The organism is Streptomyces sp. NRRL F-5755, from assembly GCF_001279365.1.
GTDB classification, from domain to species: Bacteria; Actinomycetota; Actinomycetes; order Streptomycetales; family Streptomycetaceae; genus Streptomyces; species Streptomyces rimosus.
This window is the reverse complement of the sequence record NZ_LGCW01000306.1, coordinates 126,706-147,011: the sequence shown is the minus strand read 5'-3', so window position 1 is coordinate 147,011 and position 20,306 is coordinate 126,706. Positions and strand designations below refer to the sequence as shown.

General features: G+C 72.9%; 20 protein-coding genes and 1 pseudogene. 8 read left to right on the top strand and 13 right to left on the bottom strand.

Going from position 1 to position 20,306, the window contains the following annotated elements; all coding sequences use genetic code 11:
• Positions 1-33: 33 nt before the first annotated feature.
• Positions 34-1,446 carry an MFS transporter gene (locus ADK86_RS35580; protein WP_053700323.1) on the top strand — a complete coding sequence of 471 codons (1,413 nt, stop codon included), beginning with the start codon at positions 34-36 and terminating at the stop codon, positions 1,444-1,446.
• Here ADK86_RS35580 and ADK86_RS35575 read toward each other — a convergent pair.
• The 4 genes from ADK86_RS35575 to ADK86_RS35560 form a co-directional block, all read right to left on the bottom strand.
• Positions 1,428-1,931 (bottom strand): RDD family protein, encoded by a 504-nt coding sequence (locus ADK86_RS35575; RefSeq protein ID WP_053700322.1) that lies wholly within the window; start codon positions 1,929-1,931, stop codon positions 1,428-1,430. The genes ADK86_RS35580 and ADK86_RS35575 overlap by 19 nt on opposite strands.
• On the bottom strand, positions 1,928-2,428 hold the full coding sequence (locus ADK86_RS35570; protein ID WP_053700321.1) for a hypothetical protein: 501 nt from the start codon (positions 2,426-2,428) through the stop codon (positions 1,928-1,930). Before ADK86_RS35570 ends, ADK86_RS35575 begins: the two co-directional genes overlap by 4 nt.
• An 87-nt stretch (positions 2,429-2,515) precedes the next feature.
• Positions 2,516-3,823, bottom strand: a complete 1,308-nt coding sequence (locus ADK86_RS35565; protein ID WP_053700320.1) for a phytase — start codon at positions 3,821-3,823, stop codon at positions 2,516-2,518.
• A gap of 254 nt (positions 3,824-4,077) precedes the next feature.
• Positions 4,078-5,025, bottom strand: a complete 948-nt coding sequence (locus tag ADK86_RS35560) for a LysR family transcriptional regulator (RefSeq protein WP_053700319.1) — start codon at positions 5,023-5,025, stop codon at positions 4,078-4,080.
• A 147-nt stretch (positions 5,026-5,172) separates the two neighbouring features.
• Between ADK86_RS35560 and ADK86_RS35555 the strand changes: the two genes are divergently transcribed.
• The gene (locus ADK86_RS35555; RefSeq protein ID WP_053700318.1) at positions 5,173-6,447 is read left to right on the top strand and encodes an MFS transporter; all 1,275 of its coding nucleotides are present in this window, start codon (positions 5,173-5,175) and stop codon (positions 6,445-6,447) included.
• On the opposite strand, the pseudogene ADK86_RS35550 reads toward ADK86_RS35555, so the two are convergent.
• Together ADK86_RS35550 and ADK86_RS35545 are read right to left on the bottom strand one after the other, a co-directional pair.
• Positions 6,338-7,167 (bottom strand): annotated as a pseudogene (locus ADK86_RS35550) (glutamate racemase). The gene ADK86_RS35555 and the pseudogene ADK86_RS35550 overlap by 110 nt on opposite strands.
• Before the next feature lie 163 nt (positions 7,168-7,330).
• Complete coding sequence (locus ADK86_RS35545; protein ID WP_053700317.1) at positions 7,331-8,206, bottom strand: sigma-70 family RNA polymerase sigma factor; 876 nt, start codon at positions 8,204-8,206, stop codon at positions 7,331-7,333.
• 74 nt (positions 8,207-8,280) lie between these two features.
• Between ADK86_RS35545 and ADK86_RS35540 the strand changes: the two genes are divergently transcribed.
• Positions 8,281-8,979 (top strand): FMN-dependent NADH-azoreductase, encoded by a 699-nt coding sequence (locus ADK86_RS35540; RefSeq protein WP_053700316.1) that lies wholly within the window; start codon positions 8,281-8,283, stop codon positions 8,977-8,979.
• 39 nt (positions 8,980-9,018) lie between these two features.
• Here ADK86_RS35540 and ADK86_RS35535 read toward each other — a convergent pair whose 3' ends face one another.
• Entirely contained in the window at positions 9,019-10,143 is a 1,125-nt protein-coding gene (locus ADK86_RS35535; protein WP_234346251.1) for a PP2C family protein-serine/threonine phosphatase, read from the bottom strand.
• Between the two features lie 138 nt (positions 10,144-10,281).
• Here ADK86_RS35535 and ADK86_RS35530 point away from each other — a divergent pair, with 138 nt between their 5' ends.
• Both ADK86_RS35530 and ADK86_RS35525 read left to right on the top strand, forming a co-directional pair.
• The gene (locus ADK86_RS35530; protein ID WP_199834534.1) at positions 10,282-10,803 is read left to right on the top strand and encodes a MarR family winged helix-turn-helix transcriptional regulator; all 522 of its coding nucleotides are present in this window, start codon (positions 10,282-10,284) and stop codon (positions 10,801-10,803) included.
• Between the two features lie 232 nt (positions 10,804-11,035).
• Positions 11,036-11,401 (top strand): STAS domain-containing protein, encoded by a 366-nt coding sequence (locus ADK86_RS35525; protein WP_107088645.1) that lies wholly within the window; start codon positions 11,036-11,038, stop codon positions 11,399-11,401.
• 5 nt (positions 11,402-11,406) lie between these two features.
• Here ADK86_RS35525 and ADK86_RS35520 read toward each other — a convergent pair whose 3' ends face one another.
• Complete coding sequence (locus tag ADK86_RS35520) at positions 11,407-11,832, bottom strand: SRPBCC family protein (protein WP_030594452.1); 426 nt, start codon at positions 11,830-11,832, stop codon at positions 11,407-11,409.
• A gap of 312 nt (positions 11,833-12,144) precedes the next feature.
• Between ADK86_RS35520 and ADK86_RS35515 the strand changes: the two genes are divergently transcribed.
• Positions 12,145-12,582, top strand: coding sequence for an ATP-binding protein (locus ADK86_RS35515; RefSeq protein ID WP_078952479.1), 438 nt, complete (start codon positions 12,145-12,147; stop codon positions 12,580-12,582).
• Positions 12,583-12,600: 18 nt separating this feature from the next.
• Here the strand turns inward: ADK86_RS35515 and ADK86_RS35510 are convergent, their stop codons facing one another.
• Genes ADK86_RS35510 through ADK86_RS35490 form a run of 5 tightly spaced genes read right to left on the bottom strand, consistent with a single transcriptional unit; the run spans position 12,601 to position 16,702 of the window.
• The gene (locus ADK86_RS35510; protein ID WP_053700313.1) at positions 12,601-13,944 is read right to left on the bottom strand and encodes a PP2C family protein-serine/threonine phosphatase; all 1,344 of its coding nucleotides are present in this window, start codon (positions 13,942-13,944) and stop codon (positions 12,601-12,603) included.
• A complete protein-coding gene (locus ADK86_RS35505; protein WP_063789161.1) occupies positions 13,941-14,957 on the bottom strand; it encodes a SpoIIE family protein phosphatase in 1,017 nt (338 codons plus the stop codon). Before ADK86_RS35505 ends, ADK86_RS35510 begins: the two co-directional genes overlap by 4 nt.
• Entirely contained in the window at positions 14,954-15,427 is a 474-nt protein-coding gene (locus ADK86_RS35500) for an ATP-binding protein (protein WP_107088644.1), read from the bottom strand. The genes ADK86_RS35505 and ADK86_RS35500 overlap by 4 nt, the downstream gene beginning before the upstream one ends.
• Positions 15,411-15,821 carry an STAS domain-containing protein gene (locus ADK86_RS35495; RefSeq protein ID WP_030673120.1) on the bottom strand — a complete coding sequence of 137 codons (411 nt, stop codon included), beginning with the start codon at positions 15,819-15,821 and terminating at the stop codon, positions 15,411-15,413. The genes ADK86_RS35500 and ADK86_RS35495 overlap by 17 nt, the downstream gene beginning before the upstream one ends.
• Entirely contained in the window at positions 15,818-16,702 is an 885-nt protein-coding gene (locus ADK86_RS35490; RefSeq protein WP_053700311.1) for an STAS domain-containing protein, read from the bottom strand. Before ADK86_RS35490 ends, ADK86_RS35495 begins: the two co-directional genes overlap by 4 nt.
• A 272-nt stretch (positions 16,703-16,974) precedes the next feature.
• Here ADK86_RS35490 and ADK86_RS35485 point away from each other — a divergent pair, with 272 nt between their 5' ends.
• Both ADK86_RS35485 and asnB read left to right on the top strand, forming a co-directional pair.
• A complete protein-coding gene (locus ADK86_RS35485) occupies positions 16,975-17,850 on the top strand; it encodes an RNA polymerase sigma factor SigF (protein ID WP_053700371.1) in 876 nt (291 codons plus the stop codon).
• Between the two features lie 559 nt (positions 17,851-18,409).
• Positions 18,410-20,269, top strand: coding sequence for an asparagine synthase (glutamine-hydrolyzing) (asnB, locus tag ADK86_RS35480; protein ID WP_053700310.1), 1,860 nt, complete (start codon positions 18,410-18,412; stop codon positions 20,267-20,269).
• The last annotated feature ends 37 nt before the right edge of the window (positions 20,270-20,306 follow it).

Genomic DNA, 20,306 nt, shown 5'->3' with positions numbered 1-20,306 from the left:
TACGCCGGGCGACCAGCGATCGGAGGCGAGACGATGGCCGTACCGCCCGGACCGGGGATCAGTGGCAGCGCGCCGGGCCCACCGCGGCATGTGCTGGTGCCGCTGGCGCTCGCCCAGTTCATCTGCAGCTTCGCCGGCTCCAACATGAACGTGATGATCAACGACATCAGCGAGGACCTCGACACCACCGTGCAGGGGGTGCAGCTCGCGATCACCGTCTTCCTGCTGGTCATGGCCGCGCTGATGATCCCCGGCGGCAAGCTGACCGACCGCTTCGGCCGCAAGCGGTGCCTGGTGGCGGGCCTGGCCGTCTACGGCGTCGGCGCCCTGCTCAGCGCGGCGGCGCCCGGCCTCGGCGTCCTGATTCTCGGCAACTCCCTCCTCGAAGGCATCGGCACGGCCCTGCTCATCCCGCCGGTCTACATCCTCACCACGCTGTACTTCACGGACACCGCCGCCCGCGCCCGCGCGTTCGGCGCGATCATGGCGATGGGCGGCATCGGCGCGGCCGCCGGGCCGCTGATCGGCGGGCTGATCACCTCGGGGCTGAGCTGGCGCGCCGCCTTCGTCTTCCAGGCGCTGGTCATCGCGGTGATCGTCGTCCTGAGCCGCCGGATCCCCGACCCGCTGCCCCCGGAGCCCGGCCGTTCCTTCGACACCGGCGGGGCGGTCCTGTCCGCCGTCGGCCTGACGCTCGTCGTCGCCGGCATCCTCGCCGCCGACGACAACGGCTGGCTGATGGCCGGGCTGCTGGTGCTCGGGGCCGCCGTGCTGGCCTGGTTCTTCCGCTGGATACGGGCCAAGGAGCGCGCCGGCGCCGAACCGCTGCTGTCGACGGGCCTGTTCCGCGACCGCACGTCCAACCTCGGCCTGGTGACGCAGTGCCTCCAGTGGATGGTCCTGATGGGGATCTCGTTCGTGGTGTCCGCCTACTTCCAGGTCGTCCGCGGCTACAACGCGATCCAGACCGGAGTGATCTTCACGGCGGCCACCGTCGGCCTCCTCGCGTCCTCGCTCGCCGCCGAGCGCTTCGCGCAGCGGCGCACCCCGAGGACCCTCGTGACGACCGGCTTCGTCGTGACGGTAGGCGGCATCGGCACGCTCCTCGCCCTGGCGGGCGGGGCGCAGAGCGCCTGGGCGAGCACCCCCGGGCTGCTCCTGATCGGCCTGGGCCTCGGCGTGATGCTCACCCCGTCCGTGAACGTGGTGCAGTCCAGCTTCCCCGAGGAGCAGCAGGGGGAGATCTCCGGCCTGTCGCGCAGCGTGTCCAACCTCGGTTCCTCGCTCGGTACGGCGATCGCCGGCACCATCCTCGTCGCCGACCTGGCCGTCGGCTCGTACGCCGCCGCGCTGATCGTGCTGGCGGTCATCGGATGCGGCGGCCTCGTGGCCGCCACACTGCTGCCCCGGCAGCGGGCCGTGGCCGGTCAGGGCAGTGGCCGCTGACCGTCCGTGCCGCCGTGGGAGCGTCCGCCGTACCAGTCGTACACCACCGCACTGCGCACGAGGAGATCGGCGACGGACGCGTCGCGCCTGCTGAGCGGTGTCCAGAACAGCCCCAGCGGAAAGACGACGCACAGCACGGCCCGCAGCAGGGCGCGGCCGGCGCCGAGCGGCCGACCCCGCCGGCGGACCACGCGCAGCCCCATCAGCCGGGCCCCGATGGTCTGGCCGGTCACCGTCCAACTCGCCGCCAGATAGCCGACGGTGAGGGCAAAGCCGAGAAGCCCGGTGAGCCAGTCGGAGAGCTTCGGCGGGGCGAACGGCGGACCGAGCACGAGGAAGCGGACGGCACCGGCGAACAGATCGGCCAGTACGGCGATGCCGAGCACCACGAAGATGTCGGCGACAGCCGCCAGGGTACGGGACACCAGCCCCGCGGCCCGGCCCTGGAGCCGGGCCGGGCCGTCCGCGGCGGAGGGCCGCGTCACGAAGGAGTCCGGCGCAGCAGCCGGTCGGTGACGGCGTCCACCAGCCGGTCCGCCCGCGCACCGCGCAGCCGTACGGCGCCCAGCGCCTCGCCGGTCAGGTCGCCGCCGGTGTCCCGGACGATCGCGCCGACGTCGATCTCTTCGAGCACCTGCCGCGCGTATCCGGCCAGATCGATCCGGTCCAGTACGGCGTCGACGTCCACGCGCCGCGCGATCCGCGCCACGTCCACGCGGTCGGCGACCCGGTCGACATCGATGCGCTCCGCCACCTTGTTCACGTCCACCCGGGCCACCAGGGCCTCCAGGTCGAGCTGGCCGACGACCGCGGCGACCAGCCGCCGCAGCACGGCGCGCCGGGCGCCGCCGATGCCGTCCGCGACCCGTACGGCCGCCGTGGCCGCCACCGTACCCACGGCGGCCACGGCGCCCAGGGCCAGCCGCGGCCCGAGCAACAGGGCGGCGCCCAGCGGGCCTTCGGTGGCGCGGTGTCCAGCCATGGCCGCATCGCAGCGCCGCCCGGCGCGGCCCGCGTCATCCGCCGCGGGTGAGAGCAGGTGTACGAACCGGGCCGCGCGGCCCGCGGATCAGCCGTCCACGGCCTTCAGCACGTCCCTCAGGTCCACGAACTTGAAGTTCGTGGAGGGGCGCTGCGGGTCCCCGGGCGCGTCGTGCCCGTCCTGCACGACCAGCAGCCCCTTCGGGTACTTGGCGCCCAGCGGCGCCTTCAGCGCGGCGGCGCCGTCGCACTCCTCCGAGCCGTCCAGGGCCGGCGAGGCGGGGGCGACGCGGAAGCCGCCCTCGTACTCGTTGTCGTCGGATATCTCGCGGTCGTAGGCGACGAAGGTGTTGTCACCCTGGCTGGACGCCAGCAGATAGCCGTCGCCCTTGGACTCCTCGACGAGCGTCAGGCCCTCGACGTCGGCCGTCAGCCGCTTGCCGCCGTAGCCGGGGTCGGCGCCCGCGACGCACTTCCCGGCCGCCTCGTCGTAGGTGGCCGGTACGCCGTACTCGCGGACCTTGTCGATCAGCTTCGGCGTGCCGGTCAGGTCGGCAGGCAGCCGCCAGATGCCGACGTCCTCCTGCCCCGCGTACAGCGTGCCGTTGTGGGGATCGACCACCATGCCCTCGACCTGGGGGAGTTCACCGGGCTCGGCGCAGGGGGACCACTTCTTGCCGTTGGGCAGGCGGAAGGAGGAGGGCAGGTCCAGGGTGCGGATCTTGCGGTAGCCGACCGTGCCGCCCGCGCCCGGGATGAGTTCCAGGAGGGCGAGGGTGGTCCGCTCGCGGCGGCTGACCAGGGCGTACGAGCGGCCGGTGGTCTGGTCGGTCCAGGTGGCCAGCCCGTAGGCGGTGCGCTGCTCGTCGATCTCCTGCTGGGAGGCGGAGAAGACCGGCGGGGCCGCGGGGTCGGTCACGTCGGTGAGCGGGCCGCCCGCGCGGTCCCGGTCGATCCGGTAGAAGCGCAGCCGGTCGTTGCCGCGGTCGCTGACCACCGCGAGGTCGGCGCGGCCCGACGACAGGCGCTGCCCGGACACCAGGTCGACGTTGTTGAACCGTCCGGCGGCGTGCCCGGGGCCGGGCGCGGCGGGCGCGGGCAGCGACTGCACCTCGCGCGCGTCGAGGTCGTAGACCCGCAGGCCGCCCTTCTTCGCGGTGGCGATCACCAGACTGCGGCCCGGGTCGGCGGCGTTGCGCCAGATCGCCGGGTCGTCGGCGTCGGCCTCGCCCCCGGCCGCGTCGTCGTGCAGGGCCGGTGTCTCGGCCCGCGGGGTGACGGCGGGCGGCGCGGACGGGGCGGCCCCGGCCGGGAAGGGGACGGCCGCGACGGCGAGCGCGGCGAGTGCCGTGGCGAGGGCGAGCGTCGCCGACCGGACGCTGCGGGAGGTGGCCACGAAGGGGCTCCTTCATGTCGGGAGGGTGGTTGAAGGGGAAAGCAGGGGGAGTCTGGGGGGCGTGTGTGACGGCTTACCAGTAGGTAACGTGTCCGGTGCTCGTACGGATCGTGAACGGCTCGTACTGACGCGCCCGTTGAGCCGAGCGGTAGATGAAGGCAGCGCGAACGCCGCCCGGAGCAGCGGGAGTTGTTTGTCCCGTCCGGTGAAGTGATCCCCTGGTCGGCTCCCGACGAGCCGTACCCCTTACCCGGTCACTCCGCCCACTCCGGCGTCCACACCTCGTCGCCCGGCTCTCCCGAACGCGCGGTGGGCGCCGTGTACCGGCCGCGCAGATGGTCGCGGAGCGCGGCCAGTGCGGGGTGCGGGTTGTCGCGGTGCCAGATGAGGGAGTGCGGGTAGACCGGCGTCGGGTGGTGCAGGGGCACGCGCCGCAGATCGTGCTCGGCGGGCCAGGCGAACCGCGTCCACGCGCCGACGAGGGTCGCGATGCCCGGGGAGTCGGCGATGGTGTCCAGGAGCGGTTCGGTGCCGAAGTCGGGGCCCGTCACCTCGATGGTGAACCCGAACGCGGCGGCGAGGTCGTCGTAGTAGGCCGCCCACTCGGTGCCGGTGACGATGCCCGGCATCCAGATCCGGTGCCCGGCGAGCCCGCCGGGTGCGACCGCACGCGCGCCGGCCAGCGGGTGGGCGGGCCCGGTGACGAGCTGCACGGGCTCGTCGTGGACCCGTACCGCCTCGATGCCGTCGGGCAGCTGCCGCGCGGGTGCGGTCACGGCGCGGAACGACGCGTCGATCGTGCCGGACCGTACGGCGGCGAGCGCCGCGTCGGCGTCGAAGAGGGTCACCACGTCGAGTGCGGTGTCCGGGTACGCGCGGTGGAAGTCGCGCACCAGGTCGGCCGGTGCGAGCCGGCGCCCGATCACGTCCACGCGCAGCGCCCGGCTCCCCGGCCGTACGGAGGCGGCCGCCCGCTCCTCGGCGCGCAGCAGCTCACGGGCGTGCGGCAGGAACGCCTGCCCGTCGATGGTGAGCCGCGCCCCGCGCGCCGTGCGGTCGAAGAGCCGTACCCCGAGGTCCTTCTCCAGCGCGGCGATGCGCTTGGAGACGGCCTGCTGGGTGATCGACAGCTGGGCGGCGGCTTCCCGGAACTGCCCGGAGTCCGCGACGGCGACGACGGTGCGTACGGCATGGAGATCCACGGGGAGCACTCTAGGGGAGCGCACACAACCACCGGTTGTCGCTGCGGTCACCCACGGTTGTTTGCTTCCGCCCCGCCCGCCCGCTGTGATGTGTCCGCCCGACGATCCGTCGCGCAGGTGGACACGAGGAAAGGTGCAGGGCGGGACATGGGGGCCAAACGGTCGCTGGGGCGGTCCTTCGGGTGGCTGTGGGCGGCGTACGCGGTCAGTACGTTCGGGACCTCGCTCGCCTTCGACGCGTTCGCGCTGATCGCGGTCCTGGTGCTGCACGCCGGACCCGCCGAGGTGTCGGCGCTCGCCGCGGTCGGGCCCGCGGTGGGGGCCGTGCTGGCGGTGCCGCTCGGCCCGTGGGTGGAGTTCCGGCGCAAGCGGCCCGTGATGATCGCGATGGATCTGGTCCGGTGCGGGCTGCTGCTGAGCATCCCCGCCGCGTACCTGCTCGGGCGGCTCGGCTTCGTCCAGCTGCTGGTCGTGTCCATGGTGATCGCCGCGGCCGACATCACCTTCAACGCGGCCGCCGGCGCCTGCCTGAAGGCCCTCGTCGGGCCGCCGGACCTGATCGTCGCGAACGGGCGGTTCGAGGCCACGCAGTGGACCTCCACCGTGCTCGGTCTGCCGCTCGGCGGCGCCGCGGCCGGGCTGTTGGGGCCGGTGACGACCGTACTGGCCGACGCGGTCAGCTATCTGCTGTCGGCCGCCGGCATCCGGGCGATCGGCGGCGGGGAACCGCGTCCGGTACGGGAGGGGGCGCCGCCGACGGCACGCGCCGCCGGACTCCTGGAGGGCTGGCGGCACATCCTCGCCCACCCCGTCCTGCGCCCGCTGTTCCTCAACTCCGTCCTGGTCAACGGCCTGATCATGGCGACAGCGCCACTGGCCGCCGTCCTCATGCTCGGCCCCCTCGGCTTCCCGCCCTGGCAGTACGCCCTCGCCTTCGCGGTGCCCTGCCTCGGCGGTCTGCTCGGCTCGCGCCTGGCCGGTCCGCTCGTCGCGCGCTTCGGGCAGCACCGGGTCCTGCGCACGGCCGGGACGCTGCGGGCCTGCTGGCTGATCGGCCTGGCCTTCGTCCATCCCGGTGTGTCCGGGCTGCTGCTCGTCATGGCCGTCGAGTTCGCGATGATCGTCTGCATCGGCGTCTTCAACCCGCTGCTCGCCGCCCACCGGCTGGACCTCACTGCGCCGGACCGCGTCGCCCGTACCCTCTCCGCCTGGTCGGCGACCGGAAAACTCACCACCGCGGCCCTGACCGCCCTGTGGGGCCTGCTGGCCGCCCTCGCCGGCACCCGCACCGCCATGGCCCTCGCCGGCGCCCTCATCCTGACGACTCCTTTCCTGCTGCCGCGGCGGCCGGCCGGACCGGCCTCCGCCGCACCCGAGCCCGCTCGAGCCCCCGCAGCAGAAGCCGGCCCTCCGCATAAATGAGCGCCGGGTCCGGGAGGGCCGCCTCGCGTCCGCTGAGGAGGACGGTCAGGGTGCCGTCGGCAGGGGAGTGGGGCGCGGGCGGGTGGCCGGTGCGGCGGAGGGCCTGGGCGGCGACCGCGTGGGCCGAGCCGTGCAGAACGAGGGGCAGCAGGCCGGGGCGTGGCAGCGCGGCACGGATGCGCTCGGCGACGAGTTCGTAGTGGGTACAGCCGAGACGACGCTCCCGACCCCGGCCGGGGTGCGCCGCGCGGCGGCGGCGATCGCGAGACCGATGGCGTCCTCGTCACCCTGCTCCACCGCGTCGGAGAGCCCGGGGCACGGCACCTCGGTGACCGCCGCGCCCTCGGCGAACCGCCGGATCAGCGAGCGCTGGTACGGGCTGCCGGTGGTGGCGGGCGTGGCCCAGACGGCGAGGGGCCCGCCGCCCACGGCCGCCGGTTTGATCGCCGGGACCGTGCCGACGACCGGCAGTTCCGGCTCGAAGCGGGCCCGCAGGGCGGGCAGCGCGTGGACGGTCGCGGTGTTGCAGGCGACGACCAGCGCGTGCGGGCGCCGTGCCGCCGCGGCCTCGCCGACGGCGAGCGCGCGGGCGGTGATGTCCTGCGGAGTGCGCGGCCCCCAGGGCATGCCGTCGGGGTCCGAGGAGAGGACGAGGTCGGCGTCGGGACGCAGCCGGCGTACCGCGGAGGCGGCCGCGAGCAGCCCGATCCCGGCGTCCATGATCGCGATCTTCGGCCGGTCGCCGCCGCCCCGGTGCGCGTGTTCCATGCCCGTTGCCTCCATGTGCGCTTGGTGTGGGAGTGACGGGTGGTGAGTCTGTACGGAGGCGGGCCCGGACAACATGGCCAATTCCGCGGAGATGGTCTGGAGCCAGGCTCCGCAGTCAGTCGAGCACCCCGATCTCCAGCCTCCGCAGCCGCGCCGGAGCGGCGATCACCTCGTAGCCGGTGATCAGGCCGTCCTCGACGGTGAAGGTCAGCGCGATGCGCAGGCGGCCCCGGGGCGCGACGAGGAGGCCGACGGCGCCGTTGACGAGGGCCGGTTCGGCCTCGCGGGCGCGGTGGGCGAAGAGCAGGGTGCCCTCGGCCACGGCCCGGGCGCCGCGGAGTTCGGGCGCGACCCCCGGGGGCAGGACGGCGGGGTCGGCGCGGCGTACGACATCGGGGGCCAGCAGGGCGAGGACCGCCGGGAGGTCACCGGCGCGGGCGGCCGTCAGGAACGCCGTGACGACGCGGCGGTGCCGGGCCAGGTCGGCCGGCGGGACGGCGGGCGTGCCCCGTACCTTCTGGCGCGCCCGGCTGGCGAGCTTCTTCGTGGCGACCGGGGTGCGCTCCACGAGGGGGGCGATCTCGTGGAACGGCACGGCGTACATGTCGTGCAGGACGAGCGCGACGCGTTCGGCAGGGTTCAGCCGGTCCAGTACCACCAGCAGCGCCCGGCTGACGGAGTCGGTCAGCAGCGCGGTCGCCTCGGGCCCCTCCGCCCGGACCGGGACCTCGTCGAAGGTCCGCAGCTCCGCCAGGTCCTCCCGCCGCGAGGTACGCGTACGCAGCACGTCGAGGCAGATGCGCGTCACCACCGTCCGCAGCCAGCCGTCCAGGTTGTCCACCGCGTCCGCGTCCACCCGGCTCAGCCGCAGCCACGCCTCCTGTACGGCGTCGTCGGCCTCCTCCGGGGAGCGGAGCATCCGGTGGGCGACGGCCCGCAGCCGGTCCCGCTGTTCCTCGAAACGTTCCGCCAGTCCGTCGCGCGCGTTCACCGGTCACCTTTCCTCGTTCCGCTCCGTCACGGGTAAGGACGGACACACCGCGCGAGAAGTGACAGGAGAACCCGATGACGTCCTTGCTGCACCTGGATTCCAGCGCCGACCGCTCCGGCAGGTCGGTCAGCAGGCGGCTGACCGCCTTGTTCGCCGAGACCTGGCGCGCCGCGCACGGCACGGCGGCCGGATACCGCCACCGGGACCTGGCCGCCGACCCCGTACCCCCGCTGGACACCGCCTACTGCTCGCTCGGCCGGCGCGTGGAGGAACACGGCCTCGTCCCGCCGGACGGCGTGGACGCGCTGATCGCAGGCCCGGCCGAGCGGCGGGCGTGGGCGCTGACCCGCCCGCTGGTGGACGAACTGCTGGCGGCCGACACGGTGCTCATCGGCGCGCCGATGTACAACTTCTCGGTGCCCGCCGCGCTGAAGGCGTGGATGGACCGGGTGGCCTTCCCCGGGGCGTTCACCGATCCAGGGACCGGGGAGTGCCTGCTGAAGGGGGCGCGGGTGGTGGTGATCAGTTCCCGGGGCGGGGCGTACGGGCCGGGTACCCCGCGGGAGGGGTGGGACTTCCAGACGCCGTATCTGCGGGCGTACTTCCGCGAACTCGGGGTGGCGGAGGACGCCGTGCGGGTCGTCGGCGCCGAGCTGACGTTGGCTCATCTCGTTCCGCATTTGGCGCGATTCCGGCCGCTGGCGGCCGCCTCGCTCGACGCGGCGCGGGCCGAGGTGACCGCGCTGGCCGGGGCCTGCGAGGCGGTCACCTGACCTAGGGCGCCCCCGCGCGCCGGCCGTCGGACGAACGCCCTACCGCTCCCGGTTCTCCGGCCGCCCGAACCAGTCCAGGCACAGCACCAGCGCGTCGTCCATCGACTCCGCGTCCCGGTACTCGGCGAGGTCGCGCAGCACGGCGCGGGGCACGCTCGCCGCGGGCAGCAGGCTGGTGGCGTGGATCGCGCGGGCGAGGGCGTGCTCGCCGTACTCCTCGCCCGGCGGCGAGACCGCCCCGTACACACCGTCGCTGACGAACAGGAGCCGGTCGCCGGGCAGCACCTCGAATTCCTGCGCCACGTACTGCGTCTCCTCGAACATGCCGAGCGGCAGCTGCGGCTCCAGCGGCACCCGGTCGATGGTGCGGCCCCGGCGCCGCCACAGCTGCGGGGAGCCCGCGTCCACGACCTCCACCCGGCCGGTCGCGAGCTGGAAGCGCAGCAGCAGCGTCGAGACGTAGGCGGAGCCGCGGTACTGCCCGTAGAGGGCCTGGTCGGCCAGGGCCGCCTGGTCGGCGATGCCGATACCGGCGCGGCGGGCGTTGCGGAGCGCGTTGACCGTGAGGTGGGTGAGCAGGGACGCCTCGATGCCGGTGCCCATGCCGTTGGTGACGGCGAGGGTCAGCTCGTCCGCGTCCGCCGCCCAGTCGTAGTTGTCGCCGTGGATCGCGTAGGCCGGTTCGAGCTGCGCCCCGATGGCGTACTCCTCGGCCACGCAGGCCCGCGCGGGCAGCAGCTGCCACTGCATCTCGGCGGCCAGGGTGAGCCGGTTGGTGCGGCGGGCCCGCTGGTAGACGTCGGTGTCCCGCTCGGCGACGAGGATCTCGTGGCCGAGCAGGTCGGCGGCGTGCGCGAGCTCGTCGGCGGTGCCCGGCACGTTGCGCTCGGCGGGCAGCCGTACGGTCAGGATGCCGAGCCGTTCGCCGCGGACCGTCACCGGCAGGTGGTGATCGACGGCGCCACCCTGCCGGACCTGCCGCTCGTGCGGCTCCTGGCTGCCGAAGGCACGCCCCTGCGGGCTGTTGGAGATGGACAGCACGCCGGGCGGGTCCTCGCCGAGCGAGGCGAAGGGCCTGAGCATCGTGCCCCCGTAATCCGCGAGGAACAGGTGGACGGACGTGGCTCCGTAGGCCGCGGCGAGTGCTTCGCGCAGCGTGTCCACCAATGCGTGCGGTGCCGACGCGCGAACGGCTCTTTCCACATCACAGCTCAGGGTCACGGGCTCTCAAACATTCTTATTTCGGTGGATTCAGACATGGCCGGGCTGACGCGGGCGGCCGGAGGGTGACAGAGTGGTCGTGTGTCCCGTTTTCCCGGCCAGTCGCAGCACGAACAGGTGACCGAGGCCACCCTTGCCGCCTCCGAGTTGCTGGAGGTGCTGTGGGGTCGTGGCCAGGAGACGGCACGCTCGGCGCAGGTGTCGCCGTCCCAGCTGCGGGCTCTCCTGGTGATCGAGGATCATGAGGGTACTAACCTGCGGGCGCTCGCCGACGCACTCGGCTCGCGTCCGCCCGCGGTGAGTCGTCTGTGCGACCGCCTGGAGGCCATGGGCCTGGCGGAGCGCTGTCCGAGCGCGACGAGCCGGCGCGAGGTCGAGCTGCGGCTGAGTCTGCGCGGGCGCGCCTTCCTGGAGGAGTACCGGGCGGCCCGCAAGAGCGAGGTCGCCGCCATCGTGGCGCGCATGGACCCGGCGCAGGTCGCCGATCTGGCGTCCGGCCTGGCGGCGTTCCACAGGGCGGCCGCCGTGCACCGCGCGGCAGGGGGCAGCCGTACGGTCCCCGCCCGCCGCACGCTCGGTGCGGACAGCGCGGACACTGCGTGAAGTCATCCAGGCCCCGCTTCTCGATCCGAAGTCACTCCGGGCAGAGCCGTGTTGTGCAGTGACGGGGACAAGATTGTTGCCTTTCTGGAATATTGTCAAACGGCAACAATCGCTTCTATTGTTGATCACTCCATCCGGCCGGACCGGGAGTCCGGCCGGGCCGCCGACCCGTCACCGACCGAGGACCACCGTGCATCCACAGCCCAGCGCAGACCGGCCGACACAGGTACGGATACGGGAAGGACGGCGCGCCGGGGACGCCTTGGTGATCACCGTCACCGGACCGCTCGACATCGACACCGTCGCACCGCTGGAAGCGGCCCTGCGCGAGGCGGGCACCGCGCCCCGGGACGGCGACGGAGCGGCGCGGCCGGTGGTCGTCGACCTGTCCGAGGTGGAATTCGCGGACTCCACGACGGTCAACGTCCTCCTGCAACAGCACGCCGCCCTGGGCACCCGGCTCCGCCTGGCCGCCCCCTCGTCCGGCCTGCGCCGCCTCTTCGAGCTGACCGGCCTGGACGGGGTGCTCCCGCTGTACGGCACGGTCACGGAAGCGGCGGCGGCCGACGGCGTGGCCACGGAGCCGGCGGGGGAGTAGCCGCCTCAGCCGGCCGCGGCGGTCTCCGCGAGTTTCCGGAATTCCCCGAGGTCGTAGTTGGCGAGGGTGGAGTCCAGGTTCGTCAGGGCCCCCAGATGCTCCACGAAACCTTCCGGTGAGTACTCTATTTGCAGCGTGACACGGCTTGATGTGTCACTGAGCCGGTGGAAGGTGACGACTCCCGCGTGATGGACTCCCTCCGTCGTTTTCCAGGCGATGCGCTCGTGGGGTTTGACCTCGGTGAGTTCCGCCACGAAATTCTTGTCCGCCCCCGGCAGCGACAGCTGCCAGGCGAAATGCGTGTCGTCCAGGCGCTCGACCAGCCGTACGTGGCTGAGGAACCTCGGCCACCGCGTGACGTCCGACCACAGAGCCCAGCTCACCGCGACGGGCGCCTCGATGTCCACACTCTCCAGCAGCGAGGACGACATGGGGTGAACCTCCTTGATCTCGGGAGCGAATACGCCCGGACACGCGCGGTGACGACCGGCGGCGGCCGTATTCACCCGCGGCCGGGATTGCCGTCCGGCCGTATCCGCGAGCGGTCCGGAGTTGCCCTTGTACCCCGTGCCGGAGCGGGTACCCGGGGAGTACGGCGGCGGTTACCGGCAATCCGCCCGCCGGGTTATCACCCCATCGGGAACTCGCCGTTCCGTATGTGACAGCGGGATTGCCCGGTTGCCCGGCGGGAAAGCTGCCTACTTGTACGCCTTACGGTCGAACGGGAAACGAGGTGAGCCCCGATGAGCAGCGCCACGGCACCGGACAGGGTTTCCGCAGCGCCGTCGCTGGTGGTGACGCTGGAGAACTGCCCCGAAGCGGCGGCAGTCGCCCGGGACGTCGCCGGCGACCTGCTGAAAGGGCTGGGCCCGCCGCTGGACCGGGACGCCTCGGACGCCGTGGTCCTGATCGTCTCCGAACTCGTCACCAACGCCGTCCGGCACACCGGGACCCCCACCTGCACCCTGAGCCTGACGGCCGCCGCCGACACGGTGACGGTGAGCGTGGCCGATTCCAGCCCCGCCCCGCCCCGCGAGCGGAACCCGGACGTGCGCGGCGAGGGCGGCGGCTTCGGCTGGCCGATGGTCCGCCGCCTCGCCGTGGCCACCTCCGTGGAGACCACCCCCCAGGGCAAGACGGTCAGCGCCGTCGTCGCCCGGACGGGCCGTACCGCGGCGTGAGCGCGGCGACGGCGCGCCTCAGCGTGGACGCGGCGACAGGCGGACGGCCAGCGCCAGCGTGTCGTCCGGGTGCAGCACGACGGTGTGCATGTCCTCGGCGATGGCGCCGGGGATCTCCCCGATGGGCCGGTGCCGGTGCCGCCGCGCGCTCTCGGCCAGGCGCTGCTCGCCCTCCCTGGGGTCCCGCCGGCTCTCGGTGAGCCCGTCGGTGTAGAGAACGAGCAGGTCGCCCTCGTCCAGCTTCGCGTGCAGCAGCCGCTCACTGCCGGGGAAGGGATAGCCCACCCCGCGCCCGCGCACCTCCAGATACTCCTTCTCACCCGTGCCCCGTACGACCAGGGCCGGCGGATGGCTGCCGTTGGCGAGCCGCAGATCCCCGCTCACCGGGTCGATCCGCGCCAGCAGCACCGTGGCCATCAGCTCGGGGTCCAGCGGCGCCAGGATCTCGTCCGTACGGGCCACGATGGACTTCAGCGGATGCCCCTCCAGCGCCAGCGTACGGACCGCGTGCGTGACGTTCAGCGCGCTGCGCGTACTGCGCACACCGTGCCCCAGCGCGTCGACGACGGTGATGTGGACCGTCCCGTCCGGCAGCGTGAACCAGTCGTAGAAGTCGCCGCCGGTGGGCGCGTCGGTGCCGGCCGGCGCGTAGTGCACGGCCAGTTCCAGCCCGTCCACCGCGATCGGCGGCGGGCGCAGCGCGTCCTCCAGCTCACGCAGGATGTGGCCGTGCGCCGTACGCAGCTGCTCGTCGCGCTCTTCCAGCTGTACGTACAGCGCCAGCACACCGCTATTGGTCTCGGCCAGTTCGTGCGTCAGACGGCGCTGGTCGGCGGCGAGGGAGTCCACCCGGGCCAGCGCGACCCGCAGCTCCTCCTCCAGCAGCCGGTTCTCCATCACCGGGTCCGACACCGCGCCGTCCCCGTCGCCGCCGGACGCGCCCGCCGGCGTGCCGCCGGGACCGCGCAGCCGCCCGCTGCCGCCCGTCGTCGTGTCGTCCGGCTGCCGCCCCGCGGGAATCCGGATCTCCGGCGTCCCGGCCGGCAGCGGTACATGCCAGGTGGCCGCGTCGGACGACACCTGGGCGGGCAGCGGGAGTTCGGCCCCGGCCGGCGGCGCGAGCACCGGGGCAGGGGTGCGCAGCGTGACGGCCAGGGAACCGCCCGCGGAGGAACGGTCCTTCGTACGGGTACGGGCCGACTCCAGCGTGACCCCGTAGCCGGCCCGGAGCACCGGGTCGGCCAGCGTGCTCACGGACAGCACGAGGCGCGCCCGGGTCTCGACGGGCAGGGCGTTGGCCGCGCCCAGCCGGCGCACGGCGTGGCGCAGCGCCGGCAGCGCGTGGAAGGTGTGACGTCTCACGAAAGTCTCTGGTGGAGGTTGGCGGCGAGGACGGTCGCGTCGTCCCGGCTGCGGCGGTGGCCGTGCACGAGGGCCGTGGCCAGCAGCGGCGCGGGCAGACGCACGAGGAACGGGTCCGGGCTGTACGCCCAGCGGTGGTCGATGCCGTCGGTGTGCAGCAGGGCGGTGAGGTGCGGCTCCCACGGGATGTCGCGGACCAGCGGCCGCGGTATCTCCAGCCCCGCCACCCCCGGCTGGCCGGTCAGGCGGTGCTGGATGTCCTGCTGCGTCAGCGTCAGACACCGCACGTTGCCGATGCCGCAGTACTGGGCGCGCCCGGCGTGCAGCCGCAGCAGCCCGACGGCCGCGCCCCGGCTGCGGCGCAGCGCGCGGTGGACGGTGGTCAGCAGCCCGGGCAGCGGCTGGTCGGACGCCCTGGCGAAGGTGCGCAGCGCGATCTGCGCCGCCTCGGACGCCTGCGGGCCGTGCCCGAGCCCGTCCACCACGATCGCGGTCAGCCCCCGCTCGGTCTCGGTCGCGGCGCAGGCGTCGCCGCTGACCTCCTCCCGCTCGGCGGGCACGCAGACCGCGCCGACCGCCCGGCGCGCGGTCCCGGCGTCCTCGGGCGGCGTGAGCCGGGCACAGGCCACCGTGCCGCCCGGCTCGTGGGTACGGACGGTGAAGCTGGTGGCTATGCGGTTCACGCCGCCCATCCCGGCGCCGAGCGTCTCGGTCGTCGTGTACCCGTCGGCCAGGCAGCGCTGCAGCTCCGGCATGCCCGGCCCGCGGTCCGCGGCGATGATCTCCACTCCTCTCCCCAGCGGCAGCTCCTGGACGTACAGCGCCCCGTCCACCGCGTGCTTGGCGAGGTTGCTGCCCAGCTCGGACGCGATCACCGCGGCCTGGTCGGGCAGCGCCCCCTGGAGCCCGCAGCGCCGCGCCACCGACCGCGCGGCCTGTGCGGCCAGGTGCACGGCGCTGTAGTGGTCGACGGGGATGTACGCCGACGGGTACGCGGCGGGGGGCAGGGTCAACGGTCGGCCCACCGGGTCGCGGTCACCGTCGTACCGCCGCCCTCCCGGGTACGGATCTCGAACTCGTCCATCAGGCGCTGCGCGCCCCCCAGCCCGTGCCCGAGCCCCGTGCCGGTGGTGTACCCGTCGGTGAGCGCCGCGTCGATGTCGGCGATGCCGGGTCCGGCGTCGTCGACCGTCAGCCGCAGGCCCACCGCGCCGGGCCGGGTCGGGTACTCGATCCGTATCGTGCCGCCACCTCCGTGGACGTAGGCGTTGCGGGCCAGCTCGCTGGCGGCCGTGACCACCCGGGTCTGGTCGACGATGCTGAAGCCCACCCGGAGGGTGGCGTCGCGCACCGCGTGCCGGATCGCGAGCAGGTCCTGTTCGGTTCGTACGGTGAGCACCGTCGCGGACCGCTCGGGGTCCCCGCCGTCGAGGGTCGTGGTACCGGCGCGGCCGGTACCGCCGTATTCACCGGGTCCCTTCATGCGGTACCTCTCCTGAGGGACGGGGACTCTGGTGCCAGCCCAGGGCCGCCATGCCGTGCTCCGCGTTCAGGGCGGTCTCCACACCGGCCAGGCGCAGCCCCAGTTCGGCCAGGGTCATGGCCACCGGGGGCCGCATACCCGCGACGATCACCCGGGCGCCCAGCAGGCGCGCCATGGTGGTCAGTTCCATCAGCGTCCGCGCCACGAAGGAGTCGATGATCTCCAGACGCGAGATGTCGATGAGCACGCCGCGGGCCCGGTCGGCCGTGATGCGGGTGGTCAGCTCCTCGGTGAAGGCCACCACCGTGGCGTCGTCCAGCTCGTTGAGCAGCCCCGTCACCAGGACGTCGCCCAGCCTGAGGATGGGCACGCCCGGGGTGGGCCGGGCGTTCACGGGTTCTCCCGCACGCCGCTGGACGGCCGGTGCGCGGCCTCGTCGGTGAGCTTGACGGCGGCGGCCAGCGCGTCGGCGAGGGTGGCGCGGGTCAGGATGGTGGACAGGTCGATGCCGAGCTGGGCGATGGTCTGCGCGATGGACGGCCGGATGCCGCTGATCACACAGTCCGCGCCCATCAGCCGGACCGCGTTGACGGTCTGCATCAGGTGCTGGGCGACCGCGGTGTCCACGGTCGGCACGCCCGTGATGTCGATGATGGCGACCAGGGCCTCGTGCTCCTGGATGGCCTCCAGCAGGTTCTCCATCACCACCTGGGTGCGGGTGGTGTCCAGGGTGCCGATCAGGGGCACGGCCAGGACCTGCCGCCACAGCCGGACGACGGGGGTGGAGACCTCCAGGAGCTGGCGGCTCTGCCGGCGGATGATCTCCTCGCGGCCCTCCACGTACGTCTCGAAGGAGAGCGCGCCGGCCGCGTCCAGCAGCCGGTTGATCAGCACGGCGGCGGTGAACAGCTCTTCGGTGTCCCGGGTCTGCCGCTGCACCGCCTCCAGGAGCGCCTCCTTGAGGGAGAGGACGGCCAGCGAGGTGACGGTCGGCATGGCGCCGGCCCGCGCCCGGCGCATGGAGAGATCGGTCACGGTCCGGCGCAGCGACCGGTCGGTGGCCACCACGCGGTTCGCCGGAACGTCACTCTCCAGGCCCTGCAGGAGGGCGCCGAGCAAGATGTCGGCCTCCTCGCGCAGTTCGCCCTCGCTCACTATGTCGCGCAACTCCTCCTGGGCGAGCTGGAGCTGTACCCAGCGGTCGGAGACGGTGTCGGATTCTGCGCGCAGCGCGCCGATGACACGCTCGCGTGCCGCGGCCTCGGTGGAACTCAACCCACGGTCCTTTCTTGGTGATTGGCTGGAGCACAAGCGCGCGTGATGTGCTGCTCGTGCGGTGCGTACTCAACCGCACGCGATCTTCAGTTGCCGTCCGGCAAATGTTACCGAGCGCGGGTGAGGGCCTGAAGGCCGGACCACCGCGGCCGCACGCCGGCCGGTGCTTCTCCGGCCGTATGGGCAACTGTTTCCCACTGGCAAGGGTTGAACACCTAAGAGTCGGGCAGGTGCACCTGACCGTACGTACCGTGAAGGGTGAAGACGTGACCATGCTTGCCGTACAAGGGTGTGCAGCGGGACCGGAGGCGGCGGCGCCGGAGCGGCGGGCGCCCGAGCTGCCGCAGGTCCGCGATGCGACCAAGGTGGCGCCCCGGGACGCCCGGGAGCTCTCGAAGCTCTTCCTCGCCCGGCTCGCCACGCTGGAAGAGGGAACGGCCGAGTACCAGTACGCACGCAACACCCTCATCGAGATGAATCTCTCACTGGTCCGCTTCGCCGCCTCCCGCTTCCGCGGCCGGGGCCAGGACCAGGGGCACTCCGAGGACATCATCCAGGTCGGCACGATCGGACTGATCAAGGCCATCGACCGGTTCGACCTGGAACGCGAGGTGGAGTTCTCCACCTTCGCCGTCCCGTACATCGTCGGCGAGATCAAGCGCTTCTTCCGCGACTCCACCTGGGCCGTGCACGTGCCCCGCCGGGTCCAGGAGCTGCGGGTCGAGCTGTCCCGGGCGGGCGAGCAGCTCGCCGGGTCCCTGGGCCGCGAACCCACCGTGCCCGAGCTGGCCGCCCGGCTGGAGATCGGCGAGGACGAGGTCGTCGACGCGATCGCCGCCAGCAACGGCTACACGGCGGGCTCGCTGGACACCCCCGCCGACGGCCCCGGCGCGGGCGGCGAGAGCCGCGCCATCGCCGACGTCATGGGCGGCGACGACCCCGGCATGGAGCTCGTCGAGAACCTCAACGCCCTCGCCCCGCTCCTGCACGAGCTGGACGACCGCCGGCGCCGCATCATCGAGATGCGCTTCGTCCAGGAGATGACGCAGGCACAGATCGGCGCCGAACTGGGCATCTCCCAGATGCACGTCTCGCGGCTGCTCTCCCGGACCCTGGAACATCTGCGCAAAGGGCTGTTGGAGCAGTAGCCGTACGGTGCGCGACTCCCGGCGCCCGCCGGGTGCCGGGGCGGTACGCCCCAGGGGGACGTCCCGCACCAATCGGGATGAAAAACCTCATCTGACCGGTGTACCCACTCCGCACCCGGTCGAACGGCCCTCATCGCCCGCGTACGGCATTGTGGTCCTTCTCTCGTCCGCGCCCGGACCCCGCGCGGACGGGAGGTCCTCCCACCGGCCGCCCGCGGGACCGGTGGACGATGTACGGCCGCGCTGCGAACAGCGCCATGCCGAGGAGGGTGTGCGTCCGCCATGGCGGCCACGTCCGGACCGAGGGTGAACAGCGAGCGGCATCTCCCCGGATTCCTCCCGCCGCTGTCGCCCGCGGTGTTCTTCTTTCGCCGGTTGGCCGGCTTCGAAGGTTATTTTTCCCGTCTTTGCCCTGGCTGCTCCGCGGCGGAAACGAGGTCGGAATTTCCCGCCGGGACGGCCGGCGGCAGGGCGGATAGAATTGGCGCAGGCACTTGTAGGAAAGTGCGAGGACGCCCGCAGCCGGCCCGCACCTTCCTGATGAAGGCGTGTGGTTTCCATGTGCGGTCTGGCCGGATGGGTGAGTTTCGCGCGTGACCTCACCGCGTATACGGATACCGCGCGGGCGATGACCGCAACCATGGTCTGCCGAGGACCCGACGCCGGTGGAATCTGGGTGTCGGAACACGCGCTGCTCGGCCACCGCAGGCTCGCGATCATCGATATCGAAGGCGGGCGCCAGCCGATGACCGCGGCGGGCGACGAAGACACCGGGCCGTCGCCGGTCATCACCTACACCGGGGAGGTCTACAACTTCCGCGAACTGCGCGAGGAGTTGCGCGCGCTCGGCCACGCCTTCCGCACGTCCAGCGACACGGAAGTCGTGCTCCGCGCCTATCTGGAGTGGGGAGAGAATTTCGCCGAGCGCCTGAACGGAATCTACGCCTTCGCGCTGTGGGACCCGCGCTCCGAAACCCTGCTGCTGGTCCGGGACCGCATGGGCGTCAAACCCCTCTATTACTGGCCGACCCCCGACGGCGTGCTCTTCGGCTCCGAGCCGAAGGCGATCCTCGCCCACGACGCGACCGAAGCGGCCGTGGACGCGGAAGGGCTGCGCGAAATCTTCAGCATCGTCAAAACGCCGGGCCACGGCGTGTTCCGCGGTATGCACGAGGTGCTGCCCGGCACCGTACGGACATTCACCCGGGACGGGAACGGCGTACGCGCCTACTGGAAACTGACGGCCCGTCCGCACACCGACGACCTCGACACCACCGTGGCCACCGTCCGCTCGCTCCTGGAGGACACCGTCGAGCGCCAGCTCTTCGCCGACGTCACCGTGGGCACCCTGCTCTCCGGCGGCCTGGACTCCAGCGCCGTCACCGCGCTCGCCGCCGCGTCCCGGGCCCGGCGCGGCGTCCCGGAACCGGTCCGCGCGTTCTCCGTCGACTTCACCGGCCACCAGGAACGCTTCCGGTCCAATGTGCAGTGGGAGGACCCGGACACCCCCTTCGCGATCGAGGTGGCCAACCACGTCGGCGCCGAGCACATCATCGTGGAACTGGACAACGAGGACATCCTCGACCCGAAGGTCCGCGGCGCCGTACTGCGCGCCCAGGACCTGCCGGTGTCCACCGGCGACATGGAGTACTCCCTGTTCCTGCTGTGCCGGGCGCTCAAGGAACGGATGACGGTGGCCCTGTCCGGCGAGGCGTCGGACGAGCTCTTCGGCGGCTACACCTGGTTCCACGACCCGGAGGCCGTCGCCCTCGACAGCTTCCCCTGGCACCACCCGTTCGAGCAGGCGGGCGGCATCGGCGCCCTGCGCGAACTGGGCCTGTGGGACACCCTCGACCTCGGCGCGTACATCGAACGGCGCTACGCCGAGGCGCTGGCCGAGGTGGCGCGGCTGCCCGGCGAGACCGGACACGAGGCCCGGATGCGCGAGATCACCTACCTCAACCTCACCCGCTGGGAGAACTTCCTGCTGGACCGCAAGGACCGCATCAGCATGGCGGTGAGCCTGGAGGTACGGGTCCCCTTCACCGACCACCGCCTGGTGGAGTACGTCTACAACACCCCGTGGGCCATGAAGAACTTCGACGGCCGGGAGAAGAGCCTGCTGCGCGCCGCGATGCGCGGCCTGCTCCCGGACTCGGTCCTCGACCGCAAGAAGAGCCCCTACCCCTCCACCCAGGACCTCAGCTATGAACGCGCCCTGCGCCGCAAGGTCGCGGACCTCCTCACCCCGGACGCGCCGGTGCTGAGCCTGGTGAGCGCGGACGGCGTCCGCCGGCTCCTGGCCCGGCCGGAGGGCGCGTACGGGATCGGCGGTCCATGGAGCGCCCGCGCCGTCCTGGAACGGCTCGTCGAGTTCGACATGTGGGTGCGGGAGTACGGCGTACGGGTCGGGGACTGAGAGCCCGGGCCGGAGCCGAGGCATGCCCACGCCATGG

Coding starts and splice junctions, on each gene's coding strand:
- ADK86_RS35580 (WP_053700323.1), top strand. CDS start 34: ATGGCCGTACCGCCCGGACCGGGGATCAGTGGCAGCGCGCCGGGCCCA.
- ADK86_RS35570 (WP_053700321.1), bottom strand. CDS start 2,428: ATGGCTGGACACCGCGCCACCGAAGGCCCGCTGGGCGCCGCCCTGTTG.
- ADK86_RS35555 (WP_053700318.1), top strand. CDS start 5,173: ATGGGGGCCAAACGGTCGCTGGGGCGGTCCTTCGGGTGGCTGTGGGCG.
- ADK86_RS35540 (WP_053700316.1), top strand. CDS start 8,281: ATGACGTCCTTGCTGCACCTGGATTCCAGCGCCGACCGCTCCGGCAGG.
- ADK86_RS35520 (WP_030594452.1), bottom strand. CDS start 11,832: ATGTCGTCCTCGCTGCTGGAGAGTGTGGACATCGAGGCGCCCGTCGCG.
- ADK86_RS35515 (WP_078952479.1), top strand. CDS start 12,145: ATGAGCAGCGCCACGGCACCGGACAGGGTTTCCGCAGCGCCGTCGCTG.
- ADK86_RS35500 (WP_107088644.1), bottom strand. CDS start 15,427: ATGAAGGGACCCGGTGAATACGGCGGTACCGGCCGCGCCGGTACCACG.
- ADK86_RS35485 (WP_053700371.1), top strand. CDS start 16,975: ATGCTTGCCGTACAAGGGTGTGCAGCGGGACCGGAGGCGGCGGCGCCG.
- asnB (WP_053700310.1), top strand. CDS start 18,410: ATGTGCGGTCTGGCCGGATGGGTGAGTTTCGCGCGTGACCTCACCGCG.